The sequence below is a fragment of the Epilithonimonas sp. JDS genome, assembly GCF_021261315.1.
GTDB lineage: Bacteria > Bacteroidota > Bacteroidia > Flavobacteriales > Weeksellaceae > Epilithonimonas.
Genome location: NZ_JAJSAX010000001.1, coordinates 36,196 through 59,951, shown reverse-complemented (window position 1 = coordinate 59,951; position 23,756 = coordinate 36,196). Strand labels below are relative to the sequence as shown.

Sequence of the window (23,756 nt, the reverse complement as noted above, 5' to 3'; positions counted from 1 at the left end):
TTTTAGAAATTAGATTTAAAATTGATATTAAATCAATAAATCTATTTTATTTTTTTGAATCCTGTAAATTCTGCGTTTTCTTTACACTTGGAATAATTGACTTCGAATCTTGGATTATTTTTCGGATAGAGCAGAAGATATTGTGGACAAGGCTGTGCCTGAGCTTTACTTCTATCAAAATCAATTTTTCCTGCTGCGATGATGCTGTCTTTCAGAAATTTCTCAGAGATTTTGTTTGTTTCCATTTCAGTTTTGAAAGTTGGAGAATAAGTGAAATCTTTGGTCAAAGTCTCGGCGATTACCCTGTCATTAGGAAAATACGAGCAGGTTGTTCCTTTTTGATTTAGAATAAAAAATACAATCAATAATCCTGGAATAAGACCGATGGAATAGAATTTAAGCTTTTTGAACATCGTCGAATCTTAGAAAATCAATAGATTAATATCGTGATAAGGAAGATCGAATCTGTTGCAGATCAACTGTTTGGTGTGTCTTCCTTTGTACATGTAAAGTGATTGTTTGATCTCAGCTTTATGAATCAGCATATTTTCGAATCCGCCTTCTTCGTCGTAACCTAAAAGATAACTTAAGAAGAAATTGCTGACCGCTTTAGTTGTCGTTCTTGGCATTTTTGAAGTCAGATTTGGTAATCCGCAGTGGATGACGCCGTGCTTTACGACAAAAGGATTTTCAGTCGTCGTTAATTCCGAAGTTTCGATTACTTTTCCGTTATCGATGGTGATATCGATGATGACGCTACCTTTTTTCATTTTCATCACCATATCTTCCGTCACGATTGGTGAAAGATTAAGTCTTGGCAACGCACCGATCACAACGTCGGCTCTTCGTAATGATTTGGTTAATTCTTTTGGATCTATAATGGATGTCGGCACGCGGCTGTCCACCATCGTGTGAAGTCTTCGAAGTTTTGAAAGCGAATTATCAAAAACTTTGACACTTGCGCCAAGTCCGATTGCTGCTTTTGTAGCAAACTCGCCAACGATTCCTGCGCCTAGAATGACAACTTCTGTTGGACGAACGCCGGTAATTCCGCCGAGCATCAATCCGTTTGACATTGCCAAAAGTTCGGATGCATATAATATGGAAACACTTCCTGCGATTTCGCCGATTAATCTTACCAATGACAACTGCTTGTACTCATCCATTATGAATTCGAAAGCGATGGCATTGACTTTTTTACAAGCCAGCTTCAGGAAATAATCCTTGTCTCTAAGGTTGATTTGTAAAGCAGAAATAAGATAAGTCATCGGTCTCAAGTACTCGATTTCTTCTTCTGTGGGTGGATTTATTTTTAAAACCAGATCTTGTGCAAATGCCACTTTTGGATCGTCAGTAATCTCAGCGCCAGCTTCGGAATATAATAAATCTGTGTAGTGCGATCCCAAGCCAGTTCCGGCTTCGATGATGACTTTGTGACCATTATTTACCAAAATCTGAACCGCATCCGGAATGATGCACGTTCTTTTTTCGTTCAGGCAGGTTTCTTTCGGAATCCCGATGCTGAATGTTTTTCCCTTTTTTACAACTTCAAGTTTTTCTTCCTTCGGCATAAGATCTTCTTCTGTAAAAGGCGTAAATATGGTGGATGTACTGCTCATAAAAATGAATCGTTAATCAAAAATAAAGAACAAAGATAAAACAATTTAGTGTAAGGTTAATTAAATTCGATTTCTCTTTCGAATTCTGTATTGATAATGGACATTTCGTGGAAATCGTAGCTTTCCAATTCGTCCATATAAATCTCGGGCCATTCGATAATTGATAAGTAACCATTGTCCAGATATTCCTCAATACCAAAATCATAGGCTTCTTCTACGGATTTCAAGCGGTATAAATCAAAATGGAAAACTTTTCCTTTTGGCGTGTCATATTCGTTTACGATGGAGTAGGTTGGCGAAGATATTTCGTCCTGGCTTCCTAATTCTCGTAACAGAAACTGAGAAAAAGTTGTTTTCCCTGCGCCAAGATTTCCTTTTAATAATAAAATCGGATGTTTGATTTCCGGAATGATCTGCTTTACAACGTCATTCCATTCTTCAAGAGTATTGATTGAGAATTTCATTTTTCTTTTTTGCAAAATTAATAGATTCGAGAAATATCGAATTATAATATTCAATATTTCTTCTGTTATAAAACAAAAATAGGAGAAAGATTTCGCCTTCTCCTATCATAAATAGTTATTGTAATGAATTTAAAAATTCATTTTAGTTAACCTGAGCTCTCCAGAAAGTCCAAGATGTACCGTTGAAAACCGCAAGTAACTTTGCCGTGGTGTCATAAACCATCATTCCCGGTGCAGGATTGATAATGTTCAGATGCGGGCTCGCTACTTTTGGTAGTACCATTGCCTTGTTTGTATCTTCCAGCACCAAGATTCCCGGTGTTGCAGTTACAGTTCCAATTGCAAATTTGGCATTTGTAGATTCTGTAGCGGAATTCTGAATAGCCACGCCATCCACACTACTTACAGGATCTACGGTGGTTCCGGTAGTATTGATAGTAAGATCTCTCCATGCAGCGGCATATTTTACCTTCACTTTTTTATCTGAAAGATCATAAACCATAGTTCCGTTTACAACGCCTGTTACACCAGCCGTATTTGTTACCCAGGGTAACAGCATACCTCTGTTAGCTGTCCCGAACTCCAAAGAAACATTTGCATTAGAAACAGCAGTTTTCCCAACAGCTACCTGCGCAGAGATCATCATTGAAAATAAGACTGAGTAGATGAATATTATATTTTTCATTGTTTTCAAATTTTTAGTTAACATCAGTACAAGTTTGGGTGGTGAAACATTTCCATCCGGCTGCTGTACCGTCAGTATTGATCTGAAGACAGTCTAATGTCGTGTTGTAAACCATCATTCCTTCTATCAAACTCGCTGCTGGAATAGCAGTAATCTGAGCCGTCGTCAATCTGTTTGGAACGAAACCTTTTGTTTTAGCTTCAAGAGCCGTCCAGGCACCTTTTCTTACCATTGGCCAGTTGCTTCCAACTGCTCCGGCTCTTTGCAGAGAGGTGATACCTTGGTTTGTGTCAAGTACAGTTCCCGCAGTAATACTTGGTTTATAGCACAGACAAGAGTTGACCGCTGCAGCCTGAGAATCGCCAATGGCCTGGCCTACATCAGAAGTACCATCGGTATTATCAACAACGCCAGCAATTCCAGAAGTATTCATAATAGAGTAATTCAGTAATTCCGGAACACCGTTTGCACCAGGAATTCTACTCACAACCTGAGAAGGTGTACCAGCTGTAATACCGTTTGCTAAAACTTTGATCTGACCTCTGTAAGCATAATTAGCATCAGTATTAGGAAGGCTGAGAGAATGAATCTGATCAATTTTTACAGCTTCGGAACCTTCCAAAGCATCTGCACAACCATCACCATCACTGTCTACATCATATTGATTGGATATTCCATCGCCGTCAGGATCACAATTACCATTCTTGATTCCTTGCCCTCTTCCTGTTATATAGGTTGGTCCGACAACAAGCTGAGTCAGTACAATTGAGTTAGGTCCACTTTGATTCCAAGTAATATTATTAAAAACATTTCCATTATAAAGCTGAAGTGGGAACAATGGTCCACCTCCGGTTTTACTACCATAAATGTTTACAGATCCATTTTTATGAATGATGATTCTTACCAATGGATTAGCGGCAGTTCCTGTCATAGAGTAAATTTGAGGAACAACTCCGCCTCCGTATGTTGCGCCGTCCAAGAATCTGATATTATCACCCTGGTCCGGTTGGAATTCCAATCTGCTGGTAGCAAGGTTTACACCATTGATATTTAAATTGAATGAATTATCCAATGTATAAACATCGAAGATAAATCCTAAATCAGCTGCAGGAGCAGAAAAATTAGTAACTGTTCCATCGGTAGAACTGTAGTTTACACTTACAAAAGCATCAGGACATTCGAAAATATCCAGAATACCATCATTGTCAGAATCCAAATCTTGCCAGTTAGGAATACCATCGCTGTCAGCATCAAGACAATCATTCTTTATAGCATCTTGTGAAACTCCAATACCTTGTCCAACATTGTTTCCAGTATCAGCAGCTCCGCCGGCATTTACCAAATTTGGAACTCCGAAATTAACACCCGCAGTTGATCCTAAACCACCTGTTGTCGCTGTATTGATACTGCCATTAGCATTCAATTGGCTGGATAGTACGTTTTCACTACCTTCAATTGCATCAAAACAGCCGTCATTATCAGAATCAAAATCCTGAGAGTTTGGAATTCCATCTCCATCAGCATCACATATATTAAGTGGTGCCAGTACAATGTTATCAATTCCAATATCATTACCTGCAGTCCCACTAGCTTGATAATTCACAATTTCTAGTACGACACCTGGTGTTGTGGCAACAAAATTTAGAGATAATCTTCTCCAAACATCATCATTTGCCATTCCCAAACCTGGTGAGCCTGAATAGGCAAGTACATTTCCATTCGTGTCTTTAATCGTAATTTGTAAGTTAGGAATGTCCGCGGTACCATTTGCCAATCCAGCCATATCGATCCTGAAACGATATCTCGTGCCCGGTGTTACGGTCAAACCAGAAACTCTGTAAATGGGCTGGTACAATAGATTTGCACCCACATTGATCATAAGATAACGTCCGGTTGTAGAGCCTGCAGTTATTACAGGATTACCCGCATCTAAACCTCCTGTAAGATCGGTCTGACTGTACGTGTCTGTTGCCGCAGATGATGTTATCACTGCATAGCTGCCATCTGCAATACTTCCGGTTGCTGCATAAGTATGATTAAGTACATTGGCATCTGTCGTTCTTGCTCCAGTTGTGAAGGTATTGCTGTACACAGGAGTTCCCTCTGTTTCGCAGGCATCTTCTACTGTGTCGAGAATACCATCATTGTCATCATCCATATCCTGGGAATTTCCGATTCCATCACTATCCGTATCACCATCGACTAGTACATTCACAGAACAAGCTGTAGAACTTCCATTAAGGTTGACTGTAAGCGTTCTTAGTCCGGCAGCACCAGTTCCATTATAAATTAAAGGGACTTGTATAGAAGTGGTCGTTCTCGTAACCGCAGCAGAATATGATGGATTCGTAAAATCTGTCCCTGTAACATTAATGATATAATTTCCGTCCTCATAGACATTACTAATAGGAATGGTAATGAATTTCTGATTAGTCCCGGTTCCTGTAGCATTTCCACTGGCTACGCCCGCAACAAATGGTACATTAGAAGTTTGTGAAATTGCACCACAAGTAAACTGAAACGGAACGTAATATGGTACGGTCCCTAAGTCCAGATTGGAATAAGATCCACTTGTGTATGTGGCAACTCTGGTAGAAGTTCCGTCAAACATGTTGATTCTACGGATCTGGATATTGTTATTTGCCTGGAGTACACTCGCTATGTAAACATACCCTTGTAAGTAAGCCATCCCCTGGATTCCCTGAGTTGTCGGTAAATTGGTTTGATTCGCATCTCCGCTGATTGCAACAGGAAAAGCTTTCACTGCAACCCCGGTTGCGATGGATATTTTGAAAAGATATCTGTTTGTTCCATTATTTACAAACATGTAAATATTATTCTGGTAATCAAAGAAAGTATCCGTTCCAAAAGTAGTTCCGTTGTTCCAATCGGTATCCGTACTGGTAATATTAATTGCGGCTCCTCCTGTAGGTAATATTGGGTATAGCGTCTTGGTGTCAGATTGGAAACCGTACACATTACCAAAATATGGTCCTGGAACGTTGTTAGTTGCAATACCTCCAATTTGAAAATTCGGCATTGTAGTCGATATTGCAGTACCATTTTTATAGATAGTGGCGTTTGTGGTATTATTAGATTGAAGAAATACAATTGTATTAGGATTTCCACCTACCACATCATAACCAACCGAGAGATTACTCGCATTGGTTGGTGCTCCACTAAAATTGGGAGTCGTAAGCGGTGTAGGTAGAGCGATGGCAGTTGTTGGCGTTGCAGATAAAGCCGTAATGTCATAGATTCTACCTGTACTAGCTGTTGAAAGATACAATCGATCAGCGGCCTGAGAAAATAACATTCCATTACCCAAAAGCAGGAATGTTATTACATAAAGTAAATTTATTTTTTTCATAAAAAATAATTATTATTAATAAGTGATTCTTATGATATCAACTATCATAAAAATATTTTGAAAAACAGATTTATAAAATCATAGCTGGCGGAGGCCTTACGGATAATTTATAAATCGAAATCTGCTGTTTCAGATTTCTGTTTTTATAATAATAATTAATTTTAGTTGGGAATTTTACAGAAGCTCTTTCCTGAAATAAATGCTGTCCAACAACGAATTTTGATAAAGAAGAATCGTTATTTGGTGGTACAAAAGAAACTTGGCAGGTTGAAAAGCCAGATGAGAAAGCGGCAGAGACATCTTTACTGTCTATTTTTATCTTTACTTCTTTTTTGGGGAGATTCGATTTGTATTTTTTTTCCTTCTCTTCTTTTGCAGCAACTACTATGTTTTCTTTCTTCTTCTTAGAAGGATTGTTTAGTTTGGCTTTTTTTGCAGTACTCTTCGCACTGATTTTCAAATCACTGTTGGCTGCAACTTCTATTTTTGAGTTTAATTGCAGATTTTTATTATTACGCATCTGCGCATTAAAAGCCGGATCTTTAGAATAAATGACAGCGTCGCCTACAACCGAAATTAATGGTTCTGGAGCCGTGTTTTTTGAAGTGTCCGCTTGTTGTGCAGAAAATAGACTGGTAATGAAAAGACACAGGGAAAAAAAAAGCGCCCGTGTTTTAATTAATAAAACGGGTTCAATCTCTACCTGTGCGTTGAAAGACTGTATGTCTTTTACCATTTTGCAAAAATAATATAAATAATCGTTTATAAAATCATAAAATGTAAATTTAATAGATCATCAATATCGAGTTTATCAATGAGGTAATTTTGAGTTTATATTGCCTTAATATTAAAGCAAATGAAAACCTTATTTCGAATTTGATTTCATGGTTTTGAGAATTTCTTTTATTAAAATTATTTAAGCCTGTCAGTTGGATCATTTTAATTTAATATTCTAAATTTACCTCGTGATTACAAAAGAAACCATAGATCAGATTTTTTCGACCATTCGGGTAGAAGAAATTATTGGCGAATATGTTCAACTGAAAAGAGCTGGCTCCAACTTCAAGGGTCTGAGTCCTTTTCATGAGGAAAAGTCGCCGAGTTTTGTTGTTTCTCCAAGCAAGCAGATTTGGAAGGATTTCTCCACTGGAAAGGGCGGAACTGCGATTTCTTTCTTGATGGAAATCGAGAATTTCACTTATCCGGAAGCACTTCGCCACGCAGCGAAAAAGTACGGGATCGAGATCAAGGAAGATGTAAAAGAATATTCCGAAGAACAAATCCAGGCGCAGACCGAGCGTGATATTCTGTACAAGATTCACGAGATCGCCAACGATTTTTTCCAAACGCAGCTTTGGGAATCCGAAGAAGGTCAGATGATCGCCTATTCTTACTTTAAAGAAAGGGAACTTCGGGATGATATCATCAAGAAATTCCAACTCGGCTATTCTCCTGAAAAGAAAAATGCCTTCACCGAATTTGCTTTAGACAAAGCTTATTCCAAAGAAATCTTAGAAAAATCAGGACTTTCCATATTTCCCGAAAACACACCTTCTGGAATTGATAGGTTCCGTGATCGCGTGGTTTTTCCAATCCACAGTTTCTCAGGAAGAGTTCTGGGGTTTGGCGCGAGGATTCTCAAGAATAATGTCAAAACGGCAAAATATCTCAATTCTCCAGAAACCGAGATTTACCATAAATCAAACGTGCTTTATGGCTTAAATCAAGGAAAACAAGCCATTTCCAGAAAGAATCTCTGTCTTTTGGTAGAAGGTTATATGGACGTTGTTTCGCTTCATCAATCTGGAATTGAAAACGTGGTGGCGAGTTCCGGAACGTCTTTGACAACGGAGCAAATTAAACTAATAAAACGCCTCACCGAAAACGTAACCATTCTCTTCGACGGTGATAATGCGGGAATCAAAGCGAGTTTCCGAAGCATCGATATGTTGCTTTCAGAAGGAATGAATATCCGTGTTTTGCTTTTCCCAGACGGCGATGATCCAGATTCTTTTGCGAGAAAACATCCGCAGGATTACGTTGAGAATTTCATCGACAAAGAGGCGAAAGATTTCATCGATTTTAAGGCTGAGATTCTTCTCAAGGAAGCCAATGATGATCCTATCAAAAAAGCAGAAGCCATTCGTGATATTGTAAAGTCGGTGGCTTTTGTAAAAAACGATTTGAAGCGTGAGGTCTATCTGAAGGAAGTTTCAAATAAATTTGGTCTCAGCGAGCAAAGTTTGTTCAATGAACTTCAAATCCATAAAAATTCTGTCGAGCAGGAGAGAAAGCCTTCATCGTTTCAGGAAAAACAGGCGCCTCAGAAATTAGAAGTCGTTCAGGAAGTTTCAGAAACCATTAATCCACTTTTGATGCTGGAGGAAAAGTTGGTGGATCTGATGTTGAAATATGGCGACCTTGTTCTCAACAGAAAAGACCACGAAGGCAACGAATATCAAATCACGGTTATTGAAGAAATTCTCAATCATCTAGAAGAAGATGAATGTGAAATTCAACTCAACATCAATCAAAAAATCATTTCCGAGATCAAAGAAGGAATCGAAAAAAAGGAGTTGCGTTCTGGTAAATTCTTCTTCAATTTTATGGACGAGGAAGTTTCCGGCAAATTGGCCAATGCACTTATCGATAATTATCAGACCAGCAATTGGAATCAATATAATATCTATTTCAGTTCCGAGGAAGAAGTTGTTCCGAAAATGGTTTCAGATATCGTTTTGAGACATAAAAGAGAATATGTGGTGAAGATCATCAATGACCTCAAACATTCGCTTAATACAGAGGAAGATGGAACGCCGATCTATCAGCAAATAATCCTTCTGACGCAATTAAAGAACAACTTAGACAAAGAATTATTTCGTATTTTGTGACAGAAAGTCCTACTTTAGCAAAGGAATAGAAATTGCAAACTCAATAAAAGATTATTAAAAACAACCACAGATAATATGGACATTAAAAAAGAATTCAGAGATTTCTCAGTAAAACATTTGGGAAACAACGGTCTGGTAACAGATCAATATATGGGAATGTTTAATCCGACCAACCTTACGCCTTACATTATGGAGGAGCGTAGAATGAACGTTGCACAGATGGACGTTTTCTCCCGATTGATGATGGACAGGATCATTTTCCTTGGAACAGGCATCGACGATCAGGTTGCGAACATCGTGACAGCGCAGTTACTTTTCCTGGAAAGTTCTGACTCGGCAAAAGATATTCAGATCTACATCAATTCCCCTGGAGGAAGTGTTTACGCAGGATTGGGAATCTATGACACAATGCAGATCATCAAGCCAAACGTAGCAACTATTTGTACCGGAATCGCAGCATCAATGGGCGCAGTACTTTTGGTAGCAGGAGAAAAAGGAAAACGTTCTGCACTGAAACACTCAAGAGTGATGATCCACCAGCCAAGTGGCGGCGCACAAGGTGTAGCTTCCGATATGGAGATCAACCTGAGAGAGATGTTGAAGTTGAAAAAAGAACTTTATGACATCATTTCCGACCACTCCGGACAAACTTACGAATGGGTAGAAAAAGCCTCAGACAGAGATTACTGGATGACCTCTACCGAAGCCAAAGAATACGGAATGGTAGACGAAGTTCTAGAGAGAAAACCTTAATATATCAATTATTAAAACCACAAAACCTGATTCTAATGAGTCAGGTTTTTTTAAACCTTTTACTTTATACATCATACTTATTACAATTTTTGGGCAGCTATTTCCGTCTTCCGCTCCCAATCTTTTTGCCCTCGCTTTTCCAGCCACAAAAAAGGATTTCCGCTCAAGCCGGGCTGCGCTTCGCAAAGTAGAAACATTTGTCCTTCGATTTCAGATTTATAACAAAATTTGAGGCTAATTAATTAGACTTATTATATAATACATTATACGGCGCACATTTTACAAAAAAACATTTTGCAGAAAATCTCAATTTCACTACTTTTGACACATCAAAATTATAAGAATGACATCGCCACACGTCAAAACTTAATAAAAAGTAGAATTATTTAAGGTGGCGATTGCATATGACCTATTATAAAATAAAGATATACATATGAAAAAATCAGTGATATTGTTGGCTTCCGCTATTCTAGTTGTTTCTTGTGATCTTCCTGCTGGAGGTAACAAAGGTCGTATCGTGAAAACAGATGAGGTTGTAAGATATGATGACCCAAATGCACCACACGGAACTTACAAGCCAGCTGCAGATACAGCAGAAGCTGTACATAAAATTGCAGACACAGCAAAAGCGGCCTCAATGGAATCCAAAGCAACAGCTCCGGCAACTACAGAAGCACCAAAAGCTGAACACTAATCGGAATTTTATAAAAATATTATAATAAAAAATGTCTTGCGTTTGCAGGACATTTTTTATTTTTACGAACCTACTTTGTCAAAGTTTCAAAATACCTGACAAAGTTTTTTAATCATTTATCAACCATCATTTATCATTTATCAAATGAGCACAACCCAAACATACATCAACGAAAACAAGCAACGTTTTCTAGACGAACTTTTCGACATTCTCAGAATCGCTTCCATCAGCGCAGATCCAGCCTATAAATCAGAAGTCCTGAAATGTGCAGACGAAGTGGCAAGACATCTGAAAGTGGCCGGAGCAGACAACGTAGAAATCCTTGAAACCAAAGGTTACCCAATCGTTTTCGGAGAGAAGATTATCGACGCAAACTTGCCAACAGTTTTGGTTTACGGACATTATGATGTTCAGCCAGCCGATCCATTGGAGTTATGGACAAGCGATCCATTCGAACCAGTTGTGAAAACAACCGAACTTCATCCGGAAGGAGCGATTTTCGCAAGAGGTTCTGCCGATGACAAAGGTCAATTCTTTATGCACGTCAAAGCGTTTGAAGCGATGATGAAGACGGATTCTCTACCTTGCAATGTCAAATTTTTGATAGAAGGCGAAGAAGAAGTCGGTTCTGCTAGTCTGGCAGACTTCCTTGAAGATAACAAAGAAAAATTGAGTTGTGATGTCATCTTGATTTCCGACACGCATATTTATTCTAATGAACAACCGACGGTTACAACAGGTTTAAGAGGTTTGAGCTATGTGGAAGTTGAGGTAGAAGGTCCAAACCGCGATCTGCATTCCGGGCTTTATGGCGGTGCAGTTCCGAATCCTATCAATGTTTTATCGAAACTGATCGGCGATTTGATTGATGACAAAGGACACGTCACAATCGACGGTTTTTATGACAATGTTTTGATTGTTTCCGATGAAGACAGAGCAGAAATGAACAAACTGAAAGACGATCAGGAAGGTTACAAAAAATCGATTGGTCTTAACGATATTCAAGGAGAGGAAGGTTACACGACTTTGGAAAGAGCTTCAATCAGACCAACTTTGGATGTCAACGGAATTTGGGGCGGTTACACTGGAGAAGGCGCCAAAACTGTGATTGCTTCCAAAGCTTTTGCTAAAATTTCAATGAGATTGGTTCCTAATCAAACACCTGAAGAAATTACAGAAAAGTTTACAAAATACTTCGAAAAGATTGCACCAAAAAGTGTGAAAGTAAAAGTAACGCCTCACCACGGCGGAATGCCTTACGTCTTAGAAAGCAATACCAAAGAATTCCAAGCCGCAAAGAAAGCGATGGAAAAAGCCTTTGGGAAAGAGGTTTTACCATATAGAAGTGGTGGAAGTATTCCAATTACATCTTTGTTCGAAAAGGTTCTTGGCGCGAAATCTGTACTAATGGGATTCGGTTTGGACTCGGATGCAATCCATTCACCAAATGAGCACTATGGCCTTTACAACTATTACAAAGGAATAGAAAGTATCCCATATTTCTTTGAATTTTACGCAAAAGGATAAAAAATTTAAGACAGTTTTCGGCTGTCTTTTTTATTAATGTTAAAAATAAAAAATTATGTCAAAAGTTATATACATTACAGGTGGAACCAAAGGAATCGGTTTCGGGATCGCAGAGGTTTTATTGAAAAACGGTCACAAAGTAGCAATTAGTGGAAGAAAACAGGAAGATGTTGATAAAGCTGTTTCAGAACTTAAAGTTATTTCAGAAAGTATCTTCGGCGTAAGATCAGACGTTCGGAATTTTGCCGATGAAGAAAATGCGGTTTCCAAGATCACAGATAGATTCGGAAGTTTGGATGTTGTGATTGCCAATGCAGGTTTAGGAGTATTTAAACCGGTAGATGAATTGAGTATCGAAGACTGGAACGCGATGCAGGAAACCAATCTGACAGGCTGTTTTTATTCATTAAAAGCTTCGGTTGAAGAACTGAAAAAATCAGAAGGTTATTACATCACAATCGCAAGTCTTGCCGGAACCAATTTCTTCGAAAATGGCGCTGGCTACAACGCTTCGAAGTTTGGAGTTGTGGGTTTCACGCAAGCAGCGATGATCGATCTTAGAAAATATAACATCAAAGTTTCTACGATAATGCCGGGTTCTGTTGCTACTTATTTCAACGGAAATGTCCCTTCAGAAAAAGACGAATGGAAAATCCAGCCGGAAGATATGGGAAATCTAGTCCTAGATATGCTGAATATGAATCCGAGGGTTTTGCCAAGTAAAATAGAATTCCGAGCAAGTCAGGTTAAGAAATAATTTATTTAAAATGGAAATTTGTTTTGTTTAAGTTATTAAAAATGTAGACGATTTTTAGCAAAATTGCCAGTGTTCATCGGCTTTATTATTTGTAAACATTCTAAATACCCGATTAATAAAGGCTTAACGAATCCTATTTATTAAATAACAATAAATTATGCATGCATAGCATTTTTTATATAAATTAGCCAAATTCATATAACAAAATATATCAATAATACGATGAAAATATTAGTTTGTATCAGTAGTGTCCCGGACACTACAAGTAAAATTAACTTTACAGCAGACAAATCTGCATTCGACAAAAATGGAATCCAGTGGGTCATCAATCCTTTGGACGAATTTGCTTTAACAAAAGCTATAAAATTACAGGAATCTCAAGGCGCAACCGTAACAGTTGTGAACGTTGGAGATGCAGGAACAGAAGCGGTAATCAGAAAAGCTTTGGCAATCGGAGCAAATGATGCTATCAGAGTCAATACTGAAGCAAAAGACAGTTTTTCAGTAGCTAAAGAAATCGCAAAAGTTGCTCAGGACGGCGGTTACGAATTAATCTTGATGGGAAAAGAATCCATCGATTACAATGGTGGTGCGGTTCCGGGAATGGTAGCGCAATTGCTTAATTTTCCTTTTGTAAACGCATCAGTTGGATTGGAAGTTAATGGTTCTGAAGCTACAGCTGTCAGAGAAATCGAAGGTGGAAAAGAAACTATTTCTGTAAAATTACCGGCTGTTGTCGCAGGACAAAAAGGTTTGGTTGACGAAAAAGATCTGATCATCCCGAATATGAGAGGGATTATGTCTGCAAGAACAAAAGCATTGGTTGTTGTAGAACCTTCAAATTCCGAAGTGAAAGTTGAAGCAGTTTCTTTCGACAGCGTTGCACCAAGAGCAGCCGTGAAACTGGTTTCTGCAGATAACCTGGACGAATTGGTAAGATTACTTCACGAAGAAGCAAAAGTGATCTAAATTAAGATGATAGGTCTTAGGTAAAAGGTAATAGCTAAGTTTTACTTTTTAATCTAATTCCTCACAACTAAATCCTACAACCTAAAAATTAAAATTATGGCAGTATTCGTATACGCAGAAAATATAAACGGAATTTATAAAAAAGCAGCATTTGAAGCCGTTTCTTATGCAAAAGCAATTGCATCAAAAACTGGAGATTCAGTGACTGCGATTTCTATCAATCCTACAGATTCTTCAGATTTACTTTACAAATATGGCGCAGACAAAGTCATTAATGTAAAAGATGTAGGTCTGAAAAATTTCAGTTCAAAAGCTTTTGCACAGGCAGTGAATGAAGTTTTCGACGGCAACGTGATTGTTTTCCCTCACACAACAGATGCATCTTCAGTGGCGCCAATGTTGGCAATTCAGAAAAACTATTCTTTAATTACCAATGCGATCGACGTTCCGGAAAGCACTTCACCTTTTCAGGTTAAAAGAAGAGCGTTCTCAGGAAAAGGTTTTATGCACGCAAAAGCTGATGCAGCTGGTGTTATCGTAACGGTTTCTCAAAATGCTTACGGCGTTAAAGAAAATGCAGCTTCCGGTTCAGAAGAAGTGAAGGAATTAAGCATCGCAAATGAAGATACTAAGGTTATTAACCACGAACAATCTTCCGGAAAATTGGATCTTAAAGAAGCAGAAGTTGTAGTTTCCGCTGGTAGAGGTATGAAAGGTCCTGAAAACTGGGGAATGATCGAAGATTTGGCAAACGTTTTAGGAGCAGCAACTGCTTGTTCCAAACCGGTTTCCGATATCGGTTGGAGACCTCACACAGAGCACGTTGGACAAACTGGAAAAGCAATTTCTCCAAATCTATATGTGGCGGTTGGAATTTCCGGCGCGATTCAGCATTTGGCGGGTGTCAACAGTTCCAAAACCATTGTTGTCATCAATAATGATGCGGAAGCACCGTTCTTCAAATCTGCGGATTACGGCGTTGTAGGCGATGCTTTCCAGATTATTCCTGCATTGACAGAGAAAATAAAGGCTTTAAAAGGAGCTTAAAATTCCTCAAAATAAAATCAAAACCTGGGTCATTGGCTCAGGTTTTTTTATACATTTTACTTTTACAAAATACATTTTAAAAATTATATGGGCAGCTTTTTCCGTCCTCCGTTCCCGCTATTTTTTGCCAGACATTTTTTTAACGGTAGAAAAGAAGTCATATACAAAAAATGAGCTACACTCAGGCCGGGCTGCAAAGATTCGTATTCAAAATCAACACGTTATATTCCATTAGAGTTTTGTATTTTGAAATAAATACTTTTTACATCTTACTTTCTACATAAATACGATTCAAACCACGTAAAAATCAACAATTTCTCAATGAAAATTACCAAAAAATTTTATATTTGCTAAATGGATTATAAAAAATTAATCATAAGAGGAATCTCATACAGCCAAACCCAATCGGGAGCCTACGCGCTGTTGTTGGAACATGAAGAAACATCAGTCAAACTGCCTGTTGTTATAGGGAATTTTGAAGCACAATCCATTTCTTTAGGATTAGAAAAAGACATCAATCCACCTCGTCCTTTGACGCACGATCTGTTCACGCAATTCGTGAAAAACACCAACTTTAAGATCGAATCTGTCATCATCTACCAAATAAAAGATGGCGTTTTCTTTTCAAACATCAATTTCAAAAACCCATTGTCGGACGAAGAACTGATTCTGGATGCCAGAACTTCCGATGCTGTTGCAATGGCTGTTCGTTTTGATGCTCCAATTTTTACCACTTCCGATGTTCTGAATGAAGCCGGAATTCTATTGGAACTTGACGAAACACCAAAAGTAGGTGACGAGGAAACCGAATCCGAAGACGTTTCAGATTTCAATGATCTATCTGGTCTCACGATAGAAGAACTCAATCAATTATTAGCAGACGCTGTGAAAGAAGAAGATTACGACACAGCGCTCAGATTGCAGGAAGAGATTAAAAGAAGAAACAAAAAAATCGATTAACCAATACTAATATCATTTTATAATAATGAGTCTAAAATTACGATTGACCATACTTAGCTTTCTGCAATTCTTTGTTTGGGGAGCTTGGCTGATAACGATGGCAAACTTCTGGTTTGGAACCAAACATTGGGATGGGACGCAGTTCGGCGCTGTTTTCGGAACGATGGGCATTGCCTCGATCTTTATGCCAACTATTACAGGAATCATTGCAGACCGTTGGGTCAATGCGGAAAGGATCTATTCTGTATTGCAGATTTTTTACGGTATCGTGCTGTTCATTCTGCCACATTCAGAAACGCCGGATTCATTCTTTTACATAATGCTTTTGGCGATGTGTTTCTATATGCCGACAATTGCTTTGACTAACTCAATTTCTTACACGATTCTGAAAAACAGTCACTTGGATGTTGTTAAAGATTTTCCGCCAATCAGAGTTTGGGGAACTGTAGGTTTCATCGTGGCAATGTGGATTACAAATTTGACAGGAAACAAAGCTACCGAAGGACAATTCTACATTGGTGGAGCTGCAGCCATTCTTTTAGGTTTATATGCATTGACATTACCTAAATGCCCGCCTCAAAAGTTAATTGACAAAAATGCGCCGCTTTCTGAGCAATTGGGATTGAATGCATTCAAATTATTCGGGAATTTCAAAATGGCATTGTTCTTTTTGTTTTCAATGCTTTTGGGCGCAGCTTTACAATTGACAAATGCTTACGGAGACGTTTTCCTAAGCGAATTTGCTAATTTTCCAAAATATGCGAACTCAATTGTTGTAGAAAAATCAACAATAATTATGTCAATTTCTCAAATTTCTGAGACGCTATTTATTTTGGCAATTCCATTTTTCCTGAGAAAATTCGGAATCAAAAAAGTAATGCTGATCAGTATGTTTGCGTGGGTTTTGCGTTTCGGATTGTTTGCTTTTGGAGATCCTGTGAATGGACTTTGGATGATTATTCTGTCTTGTGTGGTTTACGGAATGGCCTTCGATTTTTTCAACATTTCAGGTTCACTTTTCGTGGAAACTACAACTGATAAAAAAATAAGATCATCTGCTCAAGGTTTATTTATGATGATGACCAACGGTTTTGGAGCTGTGTTGGGAAGTTATATCGCGGGTTGGGCAATTGATAAATTCTTCACAATGAAATTTACAACAGTTTCCGAATTATCAAATTATCTGGAAACAACGCCTGATAACAGCACTTTTTTAAGCATTCTGAAAAATTCATTTAATTCTGCAGTTAATCCGGACGGAACTTTATCCAATATAGTTTTTGTAAAAGACTGGAATCATATCTGGCTTTATTTCGCAGCATATTCATTAGTGATTGCAATTCTTTTCGGTTTGTTTTTCCGCCACAAACACTCAATTGCGGACGTTGAAAACATAAGACATTAAATTTTGAATTAAACTTGGCATCTTTTTATATACACCTAAAGAAAAATATATTTTTATGAGAAAAATAATCACAAGTGTCGTTTTGATTTCTTCTTTCCTGATGATCGGAAATATTGCAACAAGTTGTAGTAAAGTAGAAGATATTATTGATGACATTACGGTGCCGGTTCCTTTTACAATTCCGTTGGATTTTAATGCTGAATTTCCATTTGCGATCGATACAGGTGTTTCTTTGACCTCGCCAGAGCTTCCTGTAAGCCTTGACGTGAACCAAAAAATTAAGGATTATAATTCTTCTTTGTCAATTGATAATTTGAAATCAGCAAGATTAGACAAATTCGTTGTAGAAGCAGCGGAAGGGAATACAGTGCCATTAGATGCTATTAAAGACGCTGAAGTTTATTTCAAAACGCCAAATGTAGGTGAAGTTTTGGTTGCTAAAGTTGCTGGTAACACCAATCCTACAAGTATCACTTTTACGCCAACTAGTGAAGATTTGATAAATCATTTGAAGACCAATCAGCATACTTTCTATTTGAAAATTACAGGTGGTAAACTTGCGGCTGGTAATATGAAAATTAAAGTAAATACTGGATTTAGAATATCAGTAGGACTATAAATTAGACTTATAACAAAAAACAGAAGATGACTTAGCGGTCATCTTTTTTTGTGAAATCTTCATAAGGATTGTCTTCCGCAAAAAGTATATTTAGAATCATTCCTATAATGACCAAAATATTGACAATCAGCCATAAAAAATGGGGAAGCGGTATGATGAAAAACGGATTGTAGAGAATTGTGAGAACTGCAAAAATTTTCACATCTATCTGATCCCGCCGTTGGAATGCATCGTAAGCCAGCCATAGGAAACCAACAAACAAAATATATCCAGAAACTCTATAGAATAATGCCGGCATACTTAGAAAGCAAAGTATCAGCGTGCCGGTAAGAAGAATTTTTACAAGTTGGTTCATTTTGCTATTTTGATGTAAAAATAACAAAATTTTGAGTATATACTAATTTATAAGCTTATAAATTAATTTATTTGTAATAATATTTAAATATTTAATGGGATAATTTAATTAAATGTTTAATTATTTTGTTATTCGAAAACCAAGTTGTTTTGTATTGCAAGAGATTTGAGTTCTGTTTCTTCCCATTCTTTTTGGGCATCACTCTTCAAAGTAATTCCGCCACCGACAAAGAGAAAAGCGTAATTTTTGAAGAAGCTTGCACATCGTAGATTCACAAAATAATACACATAATCCTCTGTCTCAACTTTGATGTAACCGGCGTAAAATTCACGGTTAAAATGCTCGATACTTTTGATTCCTTGCGCACAAAGTTCTTTTGGAAAACCGCAAACTGCAGGCGTTGGATGTAATTCGGAAATAATTTTGTCTAAACTTTCAGGACTTATTTCCGCAGAAAAATCGGTTTTGAGATGTTTGATATTGCCAGAGATCAAATCTTTGGTAGACGAGACTTTCATGTTAGAAGAGAACTTCCTTATAATGGATTGAATATATTCTGTAACCGCCTTCTGTTCCTCAATTTCTTTGTCTGTCCAGGCTTCATCAAGCGGTAAAGTTCCTGCAACGCTCATCGTCTCGAAAGAATTTGTTTTCTTGTCAAATTTTCCCAAAATCTCGGAGAATCCGCCCATCCAAATTTCATTATTTTTTTCGAAAAGATAGCAGAAAGCGGAAGGGTAGCTGTCGCAAAACTTGAGGAAGCTCTTCGTTAAAGATAATTTTTTTTCAGAATCAATATCGAGATACATCAAGAGTTTTCTTCGCGAGAGAACCAATTTTTTCAAATCATTTTTCTCGATAAAATCTTTGGCGTGCGAAATTTTCACAGCGTAAGATTCCTGCGTTTCTTTCCCGATTTCTATCAGAGAACTTTTATTTTTCGGAGCAACGGTTAAATTTTCAATGTCTTCTTTTGAAATTTCCTTAATCGAACCTTTGAAATCCAAAACCGTTCTAGAATCAAAACTGACAAATGAAACCTGTTTTTCTGAGGAGTTTTCCAGGGTGTGAAAAACCTCGGAATCGGGCAATCTGAAAATTAGCATATTGAGTAGATCAGATTAAACTTTACCAACCGGAACGATGTTGTTCGTCATTGTTGTATGATTGATGAGGTTGCCTTTCTCATCCCGAATTTCGATTTGAGAAACATGCATTGTGTTTCCTTTTCGTATGAAAGTTGCTGTTCCGGTCACGAGTCCTTCCCGGATGGCACGCAGATGATTACTGTTGATATTAGTTCCTACAGGTACGGATTTGGAAAGATCAAGATTAATCAATGAGAGGCAAGATCCCAAAGTCTCCGCCAAAACACAACTTGCGCCGCCGTGCATAATTCCGTACGGCTGATGAACTTTTGGTGTGACAGGCATTGTGGCTGTCAGATGATCATCGGAAACATCGGTGTAAACAATATCTAGAGTTTCGCCAAGTGTATTTTTACTGGCTTTGTTTAGGCGGTCAAGTATTTCTGTTTTTTTTGCGTCGTCCATTCAGTAAAATTAAAAGATTAAAAAATTCAAAGATTAGCAAAGAATTAATTTTTAATATCAACTATCAACTATCAACTATCAACAATCAACTAGTAAATCTGCGGATTCCAGTTCTCAGGATGTTTCGGCGTAATATCATACTTGACGTAGAAATCCTGAATTTCCTGCATAATCTCTTCAAAAGTATGCGTTTCCAATTTTTCGTACGGAATGATGTAACCGAGATTGATGGTTTTTCGTTTGTAATCGCCGCCAGCCAAAACGATTGGAACTTTTGCGGCCAAAGCCATATTGTAGAAGCCTTTTCTCCATTTCGGCACCCAGCTTCTGGTTCCTTCCGGCGTAATCACAAGGCTGAAATCATCCTTCTTAAACTCATCTGCTACAAATTTCACAAGGTCATTTTTCTGCGAACGGTCGATTCCGATGCCGCCAAGACCTTTTACGATGCTGCCGTAGAAAGCTTTTGTATGCGCGTCTTTGATGATGACTTTCAGTTTTTTACCCAAAGTCCAGTAGGCAAGATTACCAAGAATGTATTCGCTGTTGTCCGTGTGTGGTGCAACAACCAGAATGCATCTGTCCAGATTGTTGACATCGCCTTGCAGAACGACTTTCCAGCCGATAAGTTTCAGAATGGCTTTTCCTAAAAATTTCCTCATAAACAAAAAAATAAAGTACAGCGACAAAGCTATACTTTACAAATTTACAAAATATGTTTATTTTCTAAGAAATATCTGAATATTCTTTACGTGTCAAAAAAGGTTTGTGAAAAAATCGACCAGTTTGATGGCGATGGCAATTACTAGTTGTATCATTTTGTTGTAGTTTTTTAAGTTAGAAATTAATTTTCTGAAACAAATTTATCAATTAAAATAATATTATTAATAAAATTTTGGTTAATATTTTATTAAATTTTTAATTCACAACCGGATAAATTACGGCGTTTGTAAGATCCAGTGGATTGTAGCTTTTTATAATATGAGTCTGCATCACTTTTGCCATCTCTTTGAATTGGTCTTTGCTGGTGATTTTTTTTCCGCCAACCTGGAAAGTTCCCGGTGGAACATCGTCAAATTTTTCTCTCAGTTCCTTCATAGGATCGTTGTAGAACTTCAGCATTTGCTTGTGCATGTCTTCGATCTTGACATTCAGTGGTTTTTTGCCTGCAAAAGATTCCAGGAAATCTGAGGTGTCGTAAGTTTTTTCCAGCTTTTGGCTTTTAACCAATTTGAAGATGAAATTGTCCTTACTGTCATTCAGTTCAAAGATCAAACCTGGCAATCCACGGAATTTGTAAGGTCCTTCTGAGATATTGACATCTTTCGCAAACCAAGCCGTCCATTCTCTTCCGCCGAAATTTGTGGTTGCTTTTTGCAAAGTGTATTGGCCTGAAGTTTTAGTCTCACTTTCCAGTTTCCAATCCATTTTGTCGGTGGTTTGGTAGGAGAAGTAGTCCATCATCATCTCGTAATTGGTGTTCTGGTAAGAATTTTTCTTCCTGGTGATGACAGGTGCGCCGGTCCAGTTATAGTTTCTGCCTCCTTTTTTATTAATGGAATCGTTCAGTACGCTTTCGTAATCGTAGAATTTAACATCAGTTGGATTGATGTCCAGAGCCATATTGGTTTTTCTGTATTCTGTAGATTCCGAATTTGGTTTGAATTGATATTCGTAAATAAAACGGTGCGTTTGGGCTTTTGATAATGTGGTGAAAAGTACCAAAAGTAAAAGTGTATAGATTTTCATATTAATTTGATTTTAATAAAATTGAACTTGAGAGTAAAATGATAAATAAAATAAATCCTGCAATTTGCCACTTGTAATTTGGCTCTTTGTAATCGTGCGTTTCTGAAATTTTGAGACCTAAAATCGGTTTCAGTTTATTCCAGTCCCAGACTAATAAAACAGTTCCTGCAAAAAGCATTAATGAAGTAATGATCCAGGTTCCTGTAAAATGCATACTGATTGTAAGAACACAAATATTAAGAATAATCCCAAAGAACATCAAAGCGCCTAAAGTTGCAAACTTCTGAGTAAATAAAAGGAAAGCTGCGAGCAATTGACAAAATCCTAAAAACTCATAGTAAAATCCTGTCCTGTACATCGCTTCGAAGAAATAACCGATCGGATGATCTGTTCCGATGCTGGTAAATCTTTCTCCCAATACTTTTTTAAGGCCTGAAGGAATGAATGCAAACCCAACTAAAAAACGAATGCCAATAATTAATAAATTTAGCGTTCTGTTGTTTCTTAGTTTTGAGTACATAGTTTTTAGTTTTTTTGGGAAGAACTAGAGGAAAAGCGGAAACTCTTTACAGTTTTTGACCCGCTTTTCGACTAATCCACTCTTAATTTTTATTTAGTTTTGATGTTGATCTCTTTCTTACCGTCTTTGATATTGATGTTAAGATCTTCAATCGATTTCTTAACTTTCTCATCAATTTTCAATCTTTCCAAAACCACGTCTGCAGAATCTTTGGAGTAATATTTTCCATTGATTTTCACGCTATCGCTTTCGTCAGAATTGTACTCGATGGTCGTTCCGTTGATGTTGATTTTGTTTTTCTCAACTGTGATTCCATTATTGTTGTTATTAGAATCATTGTCGTCGTCATCATCATTATCATCGCTCACATTCACTTCGTATTCTTTTTCGTTAATGACTTTCGTATTTCTCGGAACTACAAGTTCATAATCCAGTCTGTAATTTCTGAAACGGTACTCGTAAGGATATTCGAAGTAGTTTGGCAGGATGATTTTGTTCCCAACGATTTCCACAGGTACTTTCATTTTAAGTGGCTGGTTGTAACCGTCTGCTTCTCTTTTTACAATCAGATAAGGTGTTTTGATGTCATCTCTTCTCGTAATTTCTACGTGTGGATAATCTTTCTTGTAGATCTTCGACTTATCAGAATAGATATTATTAAAATAAGTTTTGAAGTTCTCTGGGATCATCACTTTTTTGCTGTCGATATAAATCGTATCCGTTGCATTCGGCGCAGTGATTGAGATGTTTTCATAATCCTCATTATCACCACTATATGTGAAGTTGAATTTTGAAGCATTCGCCGCTAGCACACCAACCAAAACCAGCCAGATAATTCCCAATGTTCCCAAAACAGGACCTACATAATTGAATTTCGTCTTTGGAGAGAATAATTTAATCGATAATAATAAGAACGCAACTCCGAAGATAATTGTTGGCAAAGCCGCGATCGCTAAGATCAGATAGCCCATATTGTTCTCCTCAAGGTAGAATCCAAGGTTGTTGTCGATTCCAAATTTCCCTGATCCGTAAGCAAAAGTCATTGCGAAAAGTCCAATGAAGCAGCCTGCAGCCATCAGTGCCAGCCAAACGGCAAGACAATATTTAAGGATTTTCAGGATTGTGTCACCAGCTGAACCGATTTTAGGTTTGTTCTCTGTGTATATTTCGCCTGCTCTGGTCGTCGTTTCATTAGCAAACTGAACGATTTTCCCGGATTCTTCCTTTAGATTGTCGAAGTTCAAAGGTTTCCCTTTCATTTTCAAAAAATCCGAAGCTGATTCTGCTTTTGGCAAAACGGCCCAAAGGATAAAGTACAAGATCACAACTAGGAAAGATGATCCTGGTGCTACCCAAAGGAAAAGAAAGGCACCGATCCAGATTAATCTCATCCAGCTGATTTCCATCCCGAAATAAGCTGCCAATCCTGCGCAGACACCTGCAATTTTTTGTTTTTCCGGATCACGAAACAGTTGTTTCTGAGAATTGCTGCTATAAGAGAAAGTACCGGAAGTTTTGGATTGTTTCTGTTTCCCTTCTGAGAAATAAGCTTCTTCCTGCTCATCAATTTGTTCAGGAGTTCCGATTTGAGCAATTACTTTTTCAACATCATAATCGTTGATTACTTCTCTTTTTCCTAGTGTTTCTTTGAAGATCTCTACCATTCTGATCTCGATGTCGTGCATCACTTCATCGGCCTCAGCGGCGTCTAGAGAATTTCTAAGAGCATTCAGATAATCGCTTAATTTTATATAAGCCAGCTCGTCTATCGTAAAGGAAAAACCAGCGAGTGCTATAGATAATGTCTTGTTCATAATAA

The 23,756-nt window shown here is 37.7% G+C and carries 23 protein-coding genes; 10 read left to right on the top strand and 13 right to left on the bottom strand.

The window, feature by feature from the left end:
• Positions 1–41: 41 nt before the first annotated feature.
• From LUD75_RS00305 to LUD75_RS00280, 6 genes are all read right to left on the bottom strand, one after another.
• Positions 42–413, bottom strand: a complete 372-nt coding sequence (locus tag LUD75_RS00305) for a hypothetical protein (protein WP_232703739.1) — start codon at positions 411–413, stop codon at positions 42–44.
• A 9-nt stretch (positions 414–422) separates the two neighbouring features.
• Entirely contained in the window at positions 423–1,619 is a 1,197-nt protein-coding gene (locus LUD75_RS00300) for an alanine dehydrogenase (protein WP_232703738.1), read from the bottom strand.
• Positions 1,620–1,675: 56 nt separating this feature from the next.
• Entirely contained in the window at positions 1,676–2,083 is a 408-nt protein-coding gene (tsaE, locus tag LUD75_RS00295; RefSeq protein WP_232703737.1) for a tRNA (adenosine(37)-N6)-threonylcarbamoyltransferase complex ATPase subunit type 1 TsaE, read from the bottom strand.
• A gap of 142 nt (positions 2,084–2,225) precedes the next feature.
• A complete protein-coding gene (locus tag LUD75_RS00290) occupies positions 2,226–2,768 on the bottom strand; it encodes a hypothetical protein (protein WP_232703736.1) in 543 nt (180 codons plus the stop codon).
• A 13-nt stretch (positions 2,769–2,781) separates the two neighbouring features.
• Positions 2,782–6,138 (bottom strand): thrombospondin type 3 repeat-containing protein, encoded by a 3,357-nt coding sequence (locus LUD75_RS00285; protein WP_232703735.1) that lies wholly within the window; start codon positions 6,136–6,138, stop codon positions 2,782–2,784.
• Positions 6,139–6,208: 70 nt separating this feature from the next.
• Positions 6,209–6,874, bottom strand: coding sequence for a hypothetical protein (locus tag LUD75_RS00280; RefSeq protein ID WP_232703734.1), 666 nt, complete (start codon positions 6,872–6,874; stop codon positions 6,209–6,211).
• 229 nt (positions 6,875–7,103) lie between these two features.
• On the opposite strand from LUD75_RS00280, the gene dnaG reads away from it, so the two are divergent.
• From dnaG to LUD75_RS00230, 10 genes are all read left to right on the top strand, one after another.
• Positions 7,104–9,029, top strand: a complete 1,926-nt coding sequence (gene dnaG, locus LUD75_RS00275; protein WP_232703733.1) for a DNA primase — start codon at positions 7,104–7,106, stop codon at positions 9,027–9,029.
• 75 nt (positions 9,030–9,104) lie between these two features.
• The gene (clpP, locus tag LUD75_RS00270) at positions 9,105–9,782 is read left to right on the top strand and encodes an ATP-dependent Clp endopeptidase proteolytic subunit ClpP (RefSeq protein WP_034964710.1); all 678 of its coding nucleotides are present in this window, start codon (positions 9,105–9,107) and stop codon (positions 9,780–9,782) included.
• Positions 9,783–10,215: 433 nt separating this feature from the next.
• Entirely contained in the window at positions 10,216–10,476 is a 261-nt protein-coding gene (locus LUD75_RS00265; RefSeq protein ID WP_232703732.1) for a hypothetical protein, read from the top strand.
• A 144-nt stretch (positions 10,477–10,620) separates the two neighbouring features.
• Positions 10,621–12,003 carry a dipeptidase gene (locus LUD75_RS00260; protein ID WP_232703731.1) on the top strand — a complete coding sequence of 461 codons (1,383 nt, stop codon included), beginning with the start codon at positions 10,621–10,623 and terminating at the stop codon, positions 12,001–12,003.
• 55 nt (positions 12,004–12,058) lie between these two features.
• Positions 12,059–12,760: an SDR family oxidoreductase gene (locus LUD75_RS00255; RefSeq protein ID WP_232703730.1), complete on the top strand. Its 702-nt coding sequence runs from the start codon at positions 12,059–12,061 to the stop codon at positions 12,758–12,760.
• Between the two features lie 222 nt (positions 12,761–12,982).
• Positions 12,983–13,729 (top strand): electron transfer flavoprotein subunit beta/FixA family protein, encoded by a 747-nt coding sequence (locus tag LUD75_RS00250; protein WP_232703729.1) that lies wholly within the window; start codon positions 12,983–12,985, stop codon positions 13,727–13,729.
• 96 nt (positions 13,730–13,825) lie between these two features.
• Complete coding sequence (locus LUD75_RS00245; protein ID WP_232703728.1) at positions 13,826–14,776, top strand: electron transfer flavoprotein subunit alpha/FixB family protein; 951 nt, start codon at positions 13,826–13,828, stop codon at positions 14,774–14,776.
• Positions 14,777–15,130: 354 nt separating this feature from the next.
• Positions 15,131–15,736: a bifunctional nuclease family protein gene (locus tag LUD75_RS00240; protein ID WP_232703727.1), complete on the top strand. Its 606-nt coding sequence runs from the start codon at positions 15,131–15,133 to the stop codon at positions 15,734–15,736.
• Positions 15,737–15,761: 25 nt separating this feature from the next.
• Positions 15,762–17,141: a nucleoside permease gene (locus tag LUD75_RS00235; RefSeq protein ID WP_232703726.1), complete on the top strand. Its 1,380-nt coding sequence runs from the start codon at positions 15,762–15,764 to the stop codon at positions 17,139–17,141.
• A 55-nt stretch (positions 17,142–17,196) separates the two neighbouring features.
• Positions 17,197–17,760: a hypothetical protein gene (locus LUD75_RS00230; RefSeq protein ID WP_232703725.1), complete on the top strand. Its 564-nt coding sequence runs from the start codon at positions 17,197–17,199 to the stop codon at positions 17,758–17,760.
• A 31-nt stretch (positions 17,761–17,791) separates the two neighbouring features.
• Here LUD75_RS00230 and LUD75_RS00225 read toward each other — a convergent pair whose 3' ends face one another.
• The 7 genes from LUD75_RS00225 to LUD75_RS00195 all read right to left on the bottom strand — a co-directional run bounded on the left by LUD75_RS00225 (position 17,792) and on the right by LUD75_RS00195 (position 23,751).
• Positions 17,792–18,115, bottom strand: a complete 324-nt coding sequence (locus LUD75_RS00225; protein WP_232703724.1) for a DUF6804 family protein — start codon at positions 18,113–18,115, stop codon at positions 17,792–17,794.
• Positions 18,116–18,243: 128 nt separating this feature from the next.
• Positions 18,244–19,221: a chorismate-binding protein gene (locus LUD75_RS00220; protein ID WP_232703723.1), complete on the bottom strand. Its 978-nt coding sequence runs from the start codon at positions 19,219–19,221 to the stop codon at positions 18,244–18,246.
• A 15-nt stretch (positions 19,222–19,236) separates the two neighbouring features.
• The gene (locus tag LUD75_RS00215; protein WP_232703722.1) at positions 19,237–19,668 is read right to left on the bottom strand and encodes a PaaI family thioesterase; all 432 of its coding nucleotides are present in this window, start codon (positions 19,666–19,668) and stop codon (positions 19,237–19,239) included.
• An 89-nt stretch (positions 19,669–19,757) separates the two neighbouring features.
• A complete protein-coding gene (locus LUD75_RS00210) occupies positions 19,758–20,330 on the bottom strand; it encodes a 1-acyl-sn-glycerol-3-phosphate acyltransferase (protein ID WP_232703721.1) in 573 nt (190 codons plus the stop codon).
• A gap of 256 nt (positions 20,331–20,586) precedes the next feature.
• Entirely contained in the window at positions 20,587–21,417 is an 831-nt protein-coding gene (locus LUD75_RS00205) for a GLPGLI family protein (RefSeq protein ID WP_232703720.1), read from the bottom strand.
• Between the two features lies 1 nt (position 21,418).
• Entirely contained in the window at positions 21,419–21,937 is a 519-nt protein-coding gene (locus LUD75_RS00200) for a DoxX family protein (protein WP_232703719.1), read from the bottom strand.
• A gap of 89 nt (positions 21,938–22,026) precedes the next feature.
• Positions 22,027–23,751 (bottom strand): PspC domain-containing protein, encoded by a 1,725-nt coding sequence (locus tag LUD75_RS00195; protein ID WP_232703718.1) that lies wholly within the window; start codon positions 23,749–23,751, stop codon positions 22,027–22,029.
• Between the last annotated feature and the right edge of the window lie 5 nt (positions 23,752–23,756).

Bases quoted from the DNA above. Each gene is read 5' to 3' on its own strand.
- LUD75_RS00210 (WP_232703721.1), bottom strand. From the start codon at position 20,330: ATGAGGAAATTTTTAGGAAAAGCCATTCTGAAACTTATCGGCTGGAAA.
- LUD75_RS00200 (WP_232703719.1), bottom strand. From the start codon at position 21,937: ATGTACTCAAAACTAAGAAACAACAGAACGCTAAATTTATTAATTATT.
- LUD75_RS00280 (WP_232703734.1), bottom strand. From the start codon at position 6,874: ATGGTAAAAGACATACAGTCTTTCAACGCACAGGTAGAGATTGAACCC.
- tsaE (WP_232703737.1), bottom strand. From the start codon at position 2,083: ATGAAATTCTCAATCAATACTCTTGAAGAATGGAATGACGTTGTAAAG.
- LUD75_RS00195 (WP_232703718.1), bottom strand. From the start codon at position 23,751: ATGAACAAGACATTATCTATAGCACTCGCTGGTTTTTCCTTTACGATA.
- LUD75_RS00220 (WP_232703723.1), bottom strand. From the start codon at position 19,221: ATGCTAATTTTCAGATTGCCCGATTCCGAGGTTTTTCACACCCTGGAA.
- LUD75_RS00205 (WP_232703720.1), bottom strand. From the start codon at position 21,417: ATGAAAATCTATACACTTTTACTTTTGGTACTTTTCACCACATTATCA.
- clpP (WP_034964710.1), top strand. From the start codon at position 9,105: ATGGACATTAAAAAAGAATTCAGAGATTTCTCAGTAAAACATTTGGGA.
- LUD75_RS00225 (WP_232703724.1), bottom strand. From the start codon at position 18,115: ATGAACCAACTTGTAAAAATTCTTCTTACCGGCACGCTGATACTTTGC.
- LUD75_RS00215 (WP_232703722.1), bottom strand. From the start codon at position 19,668: ATGGACGACGCAAAAAAAACAGAAATACTTGACCGCCTAAACAAAGCC.
- LUD75_RS00255 (WP_232703730.1), top strand. From the start codon at position 12,059: ATGTCAAAAGTTATATACATTACAGGTGGAACCAAAGGAATCGGTTTC.
- LUD75_RS00230 (WP_232703725.1), top strand. From the start codon at position 17,197: ATGAGAAAAATAATCACAAGTGTCGTTTTGATTTCTTCTTTCCTGATG.
- LUD75_RS00260 (WP_232703731.1), top strand. From the start codon at position 10,621: ATGAGCACAACCCAAACATACATCAACGAAAACAAGCAACGTTTTCTA.
- LUD75_RS00305 (WP_232703739.1), bottom strand. From the start codon at position 413: ATGTTCAAAAAGCTTAAATTCTATTCCATCGGTCTTATTCCAGGATTA.
- LUD75_RS00240 (WP_232703727.1), top strand. From the start codon at position 15,131: ATGGATTATAAAAAATTAATCATAAGAGGAATCTCATACAGCCAAACC.
- LUD75_RS00235 (WP_232703726.1), top strand. From the start codon at position 15,762: ATGAGTCTAAAATTACGATTGACCATACTTAGCTTTCTGCAATTCTTT.
- LUD75_RS00265 (WP_232703732.1), top strand. From the start codon at position 10,216: ATGAAAAAATCAGTGATATTGTTGGCTTCCGCTATTCTAGTTGTTTCT.
- LUD75_RS00285 (WP_232703735.1), bottom strand. From the start codon at position 6,138: ATGAAAAAAATAAATTTACTTTATGTAATAACATTCCTGCTTTTGGGT.
- LUD75_RS00250 (WP_232703729.1), top strand. From the start codon at position 12,983: ATGAAAATATTAGTTTGTATCAGTAGTGTCCCGGACACTACAAGTAAA.
- LUD75_RS00300 (WP_232703738.1), bottom strand. From the start codon at position 1,619: ATGAGCAGTACATCCACCATATTTACGCCTTTTACAGAAGAAGATCTT.
- LUD75_RS00245 (WP_232703728.1), top strand. From the start codon at position 13,826: ATGGCAGTATTCGTATACGCAGAAAATATAAACGGAATTTATAAAAAA.
- LUD75_RS00290 (WP_232703736.1), bottom strand. From the start codon at position 2,768: ATGAAAAATATAATATTCATCTACTCAGTCTTATTTTCAATGATGATC.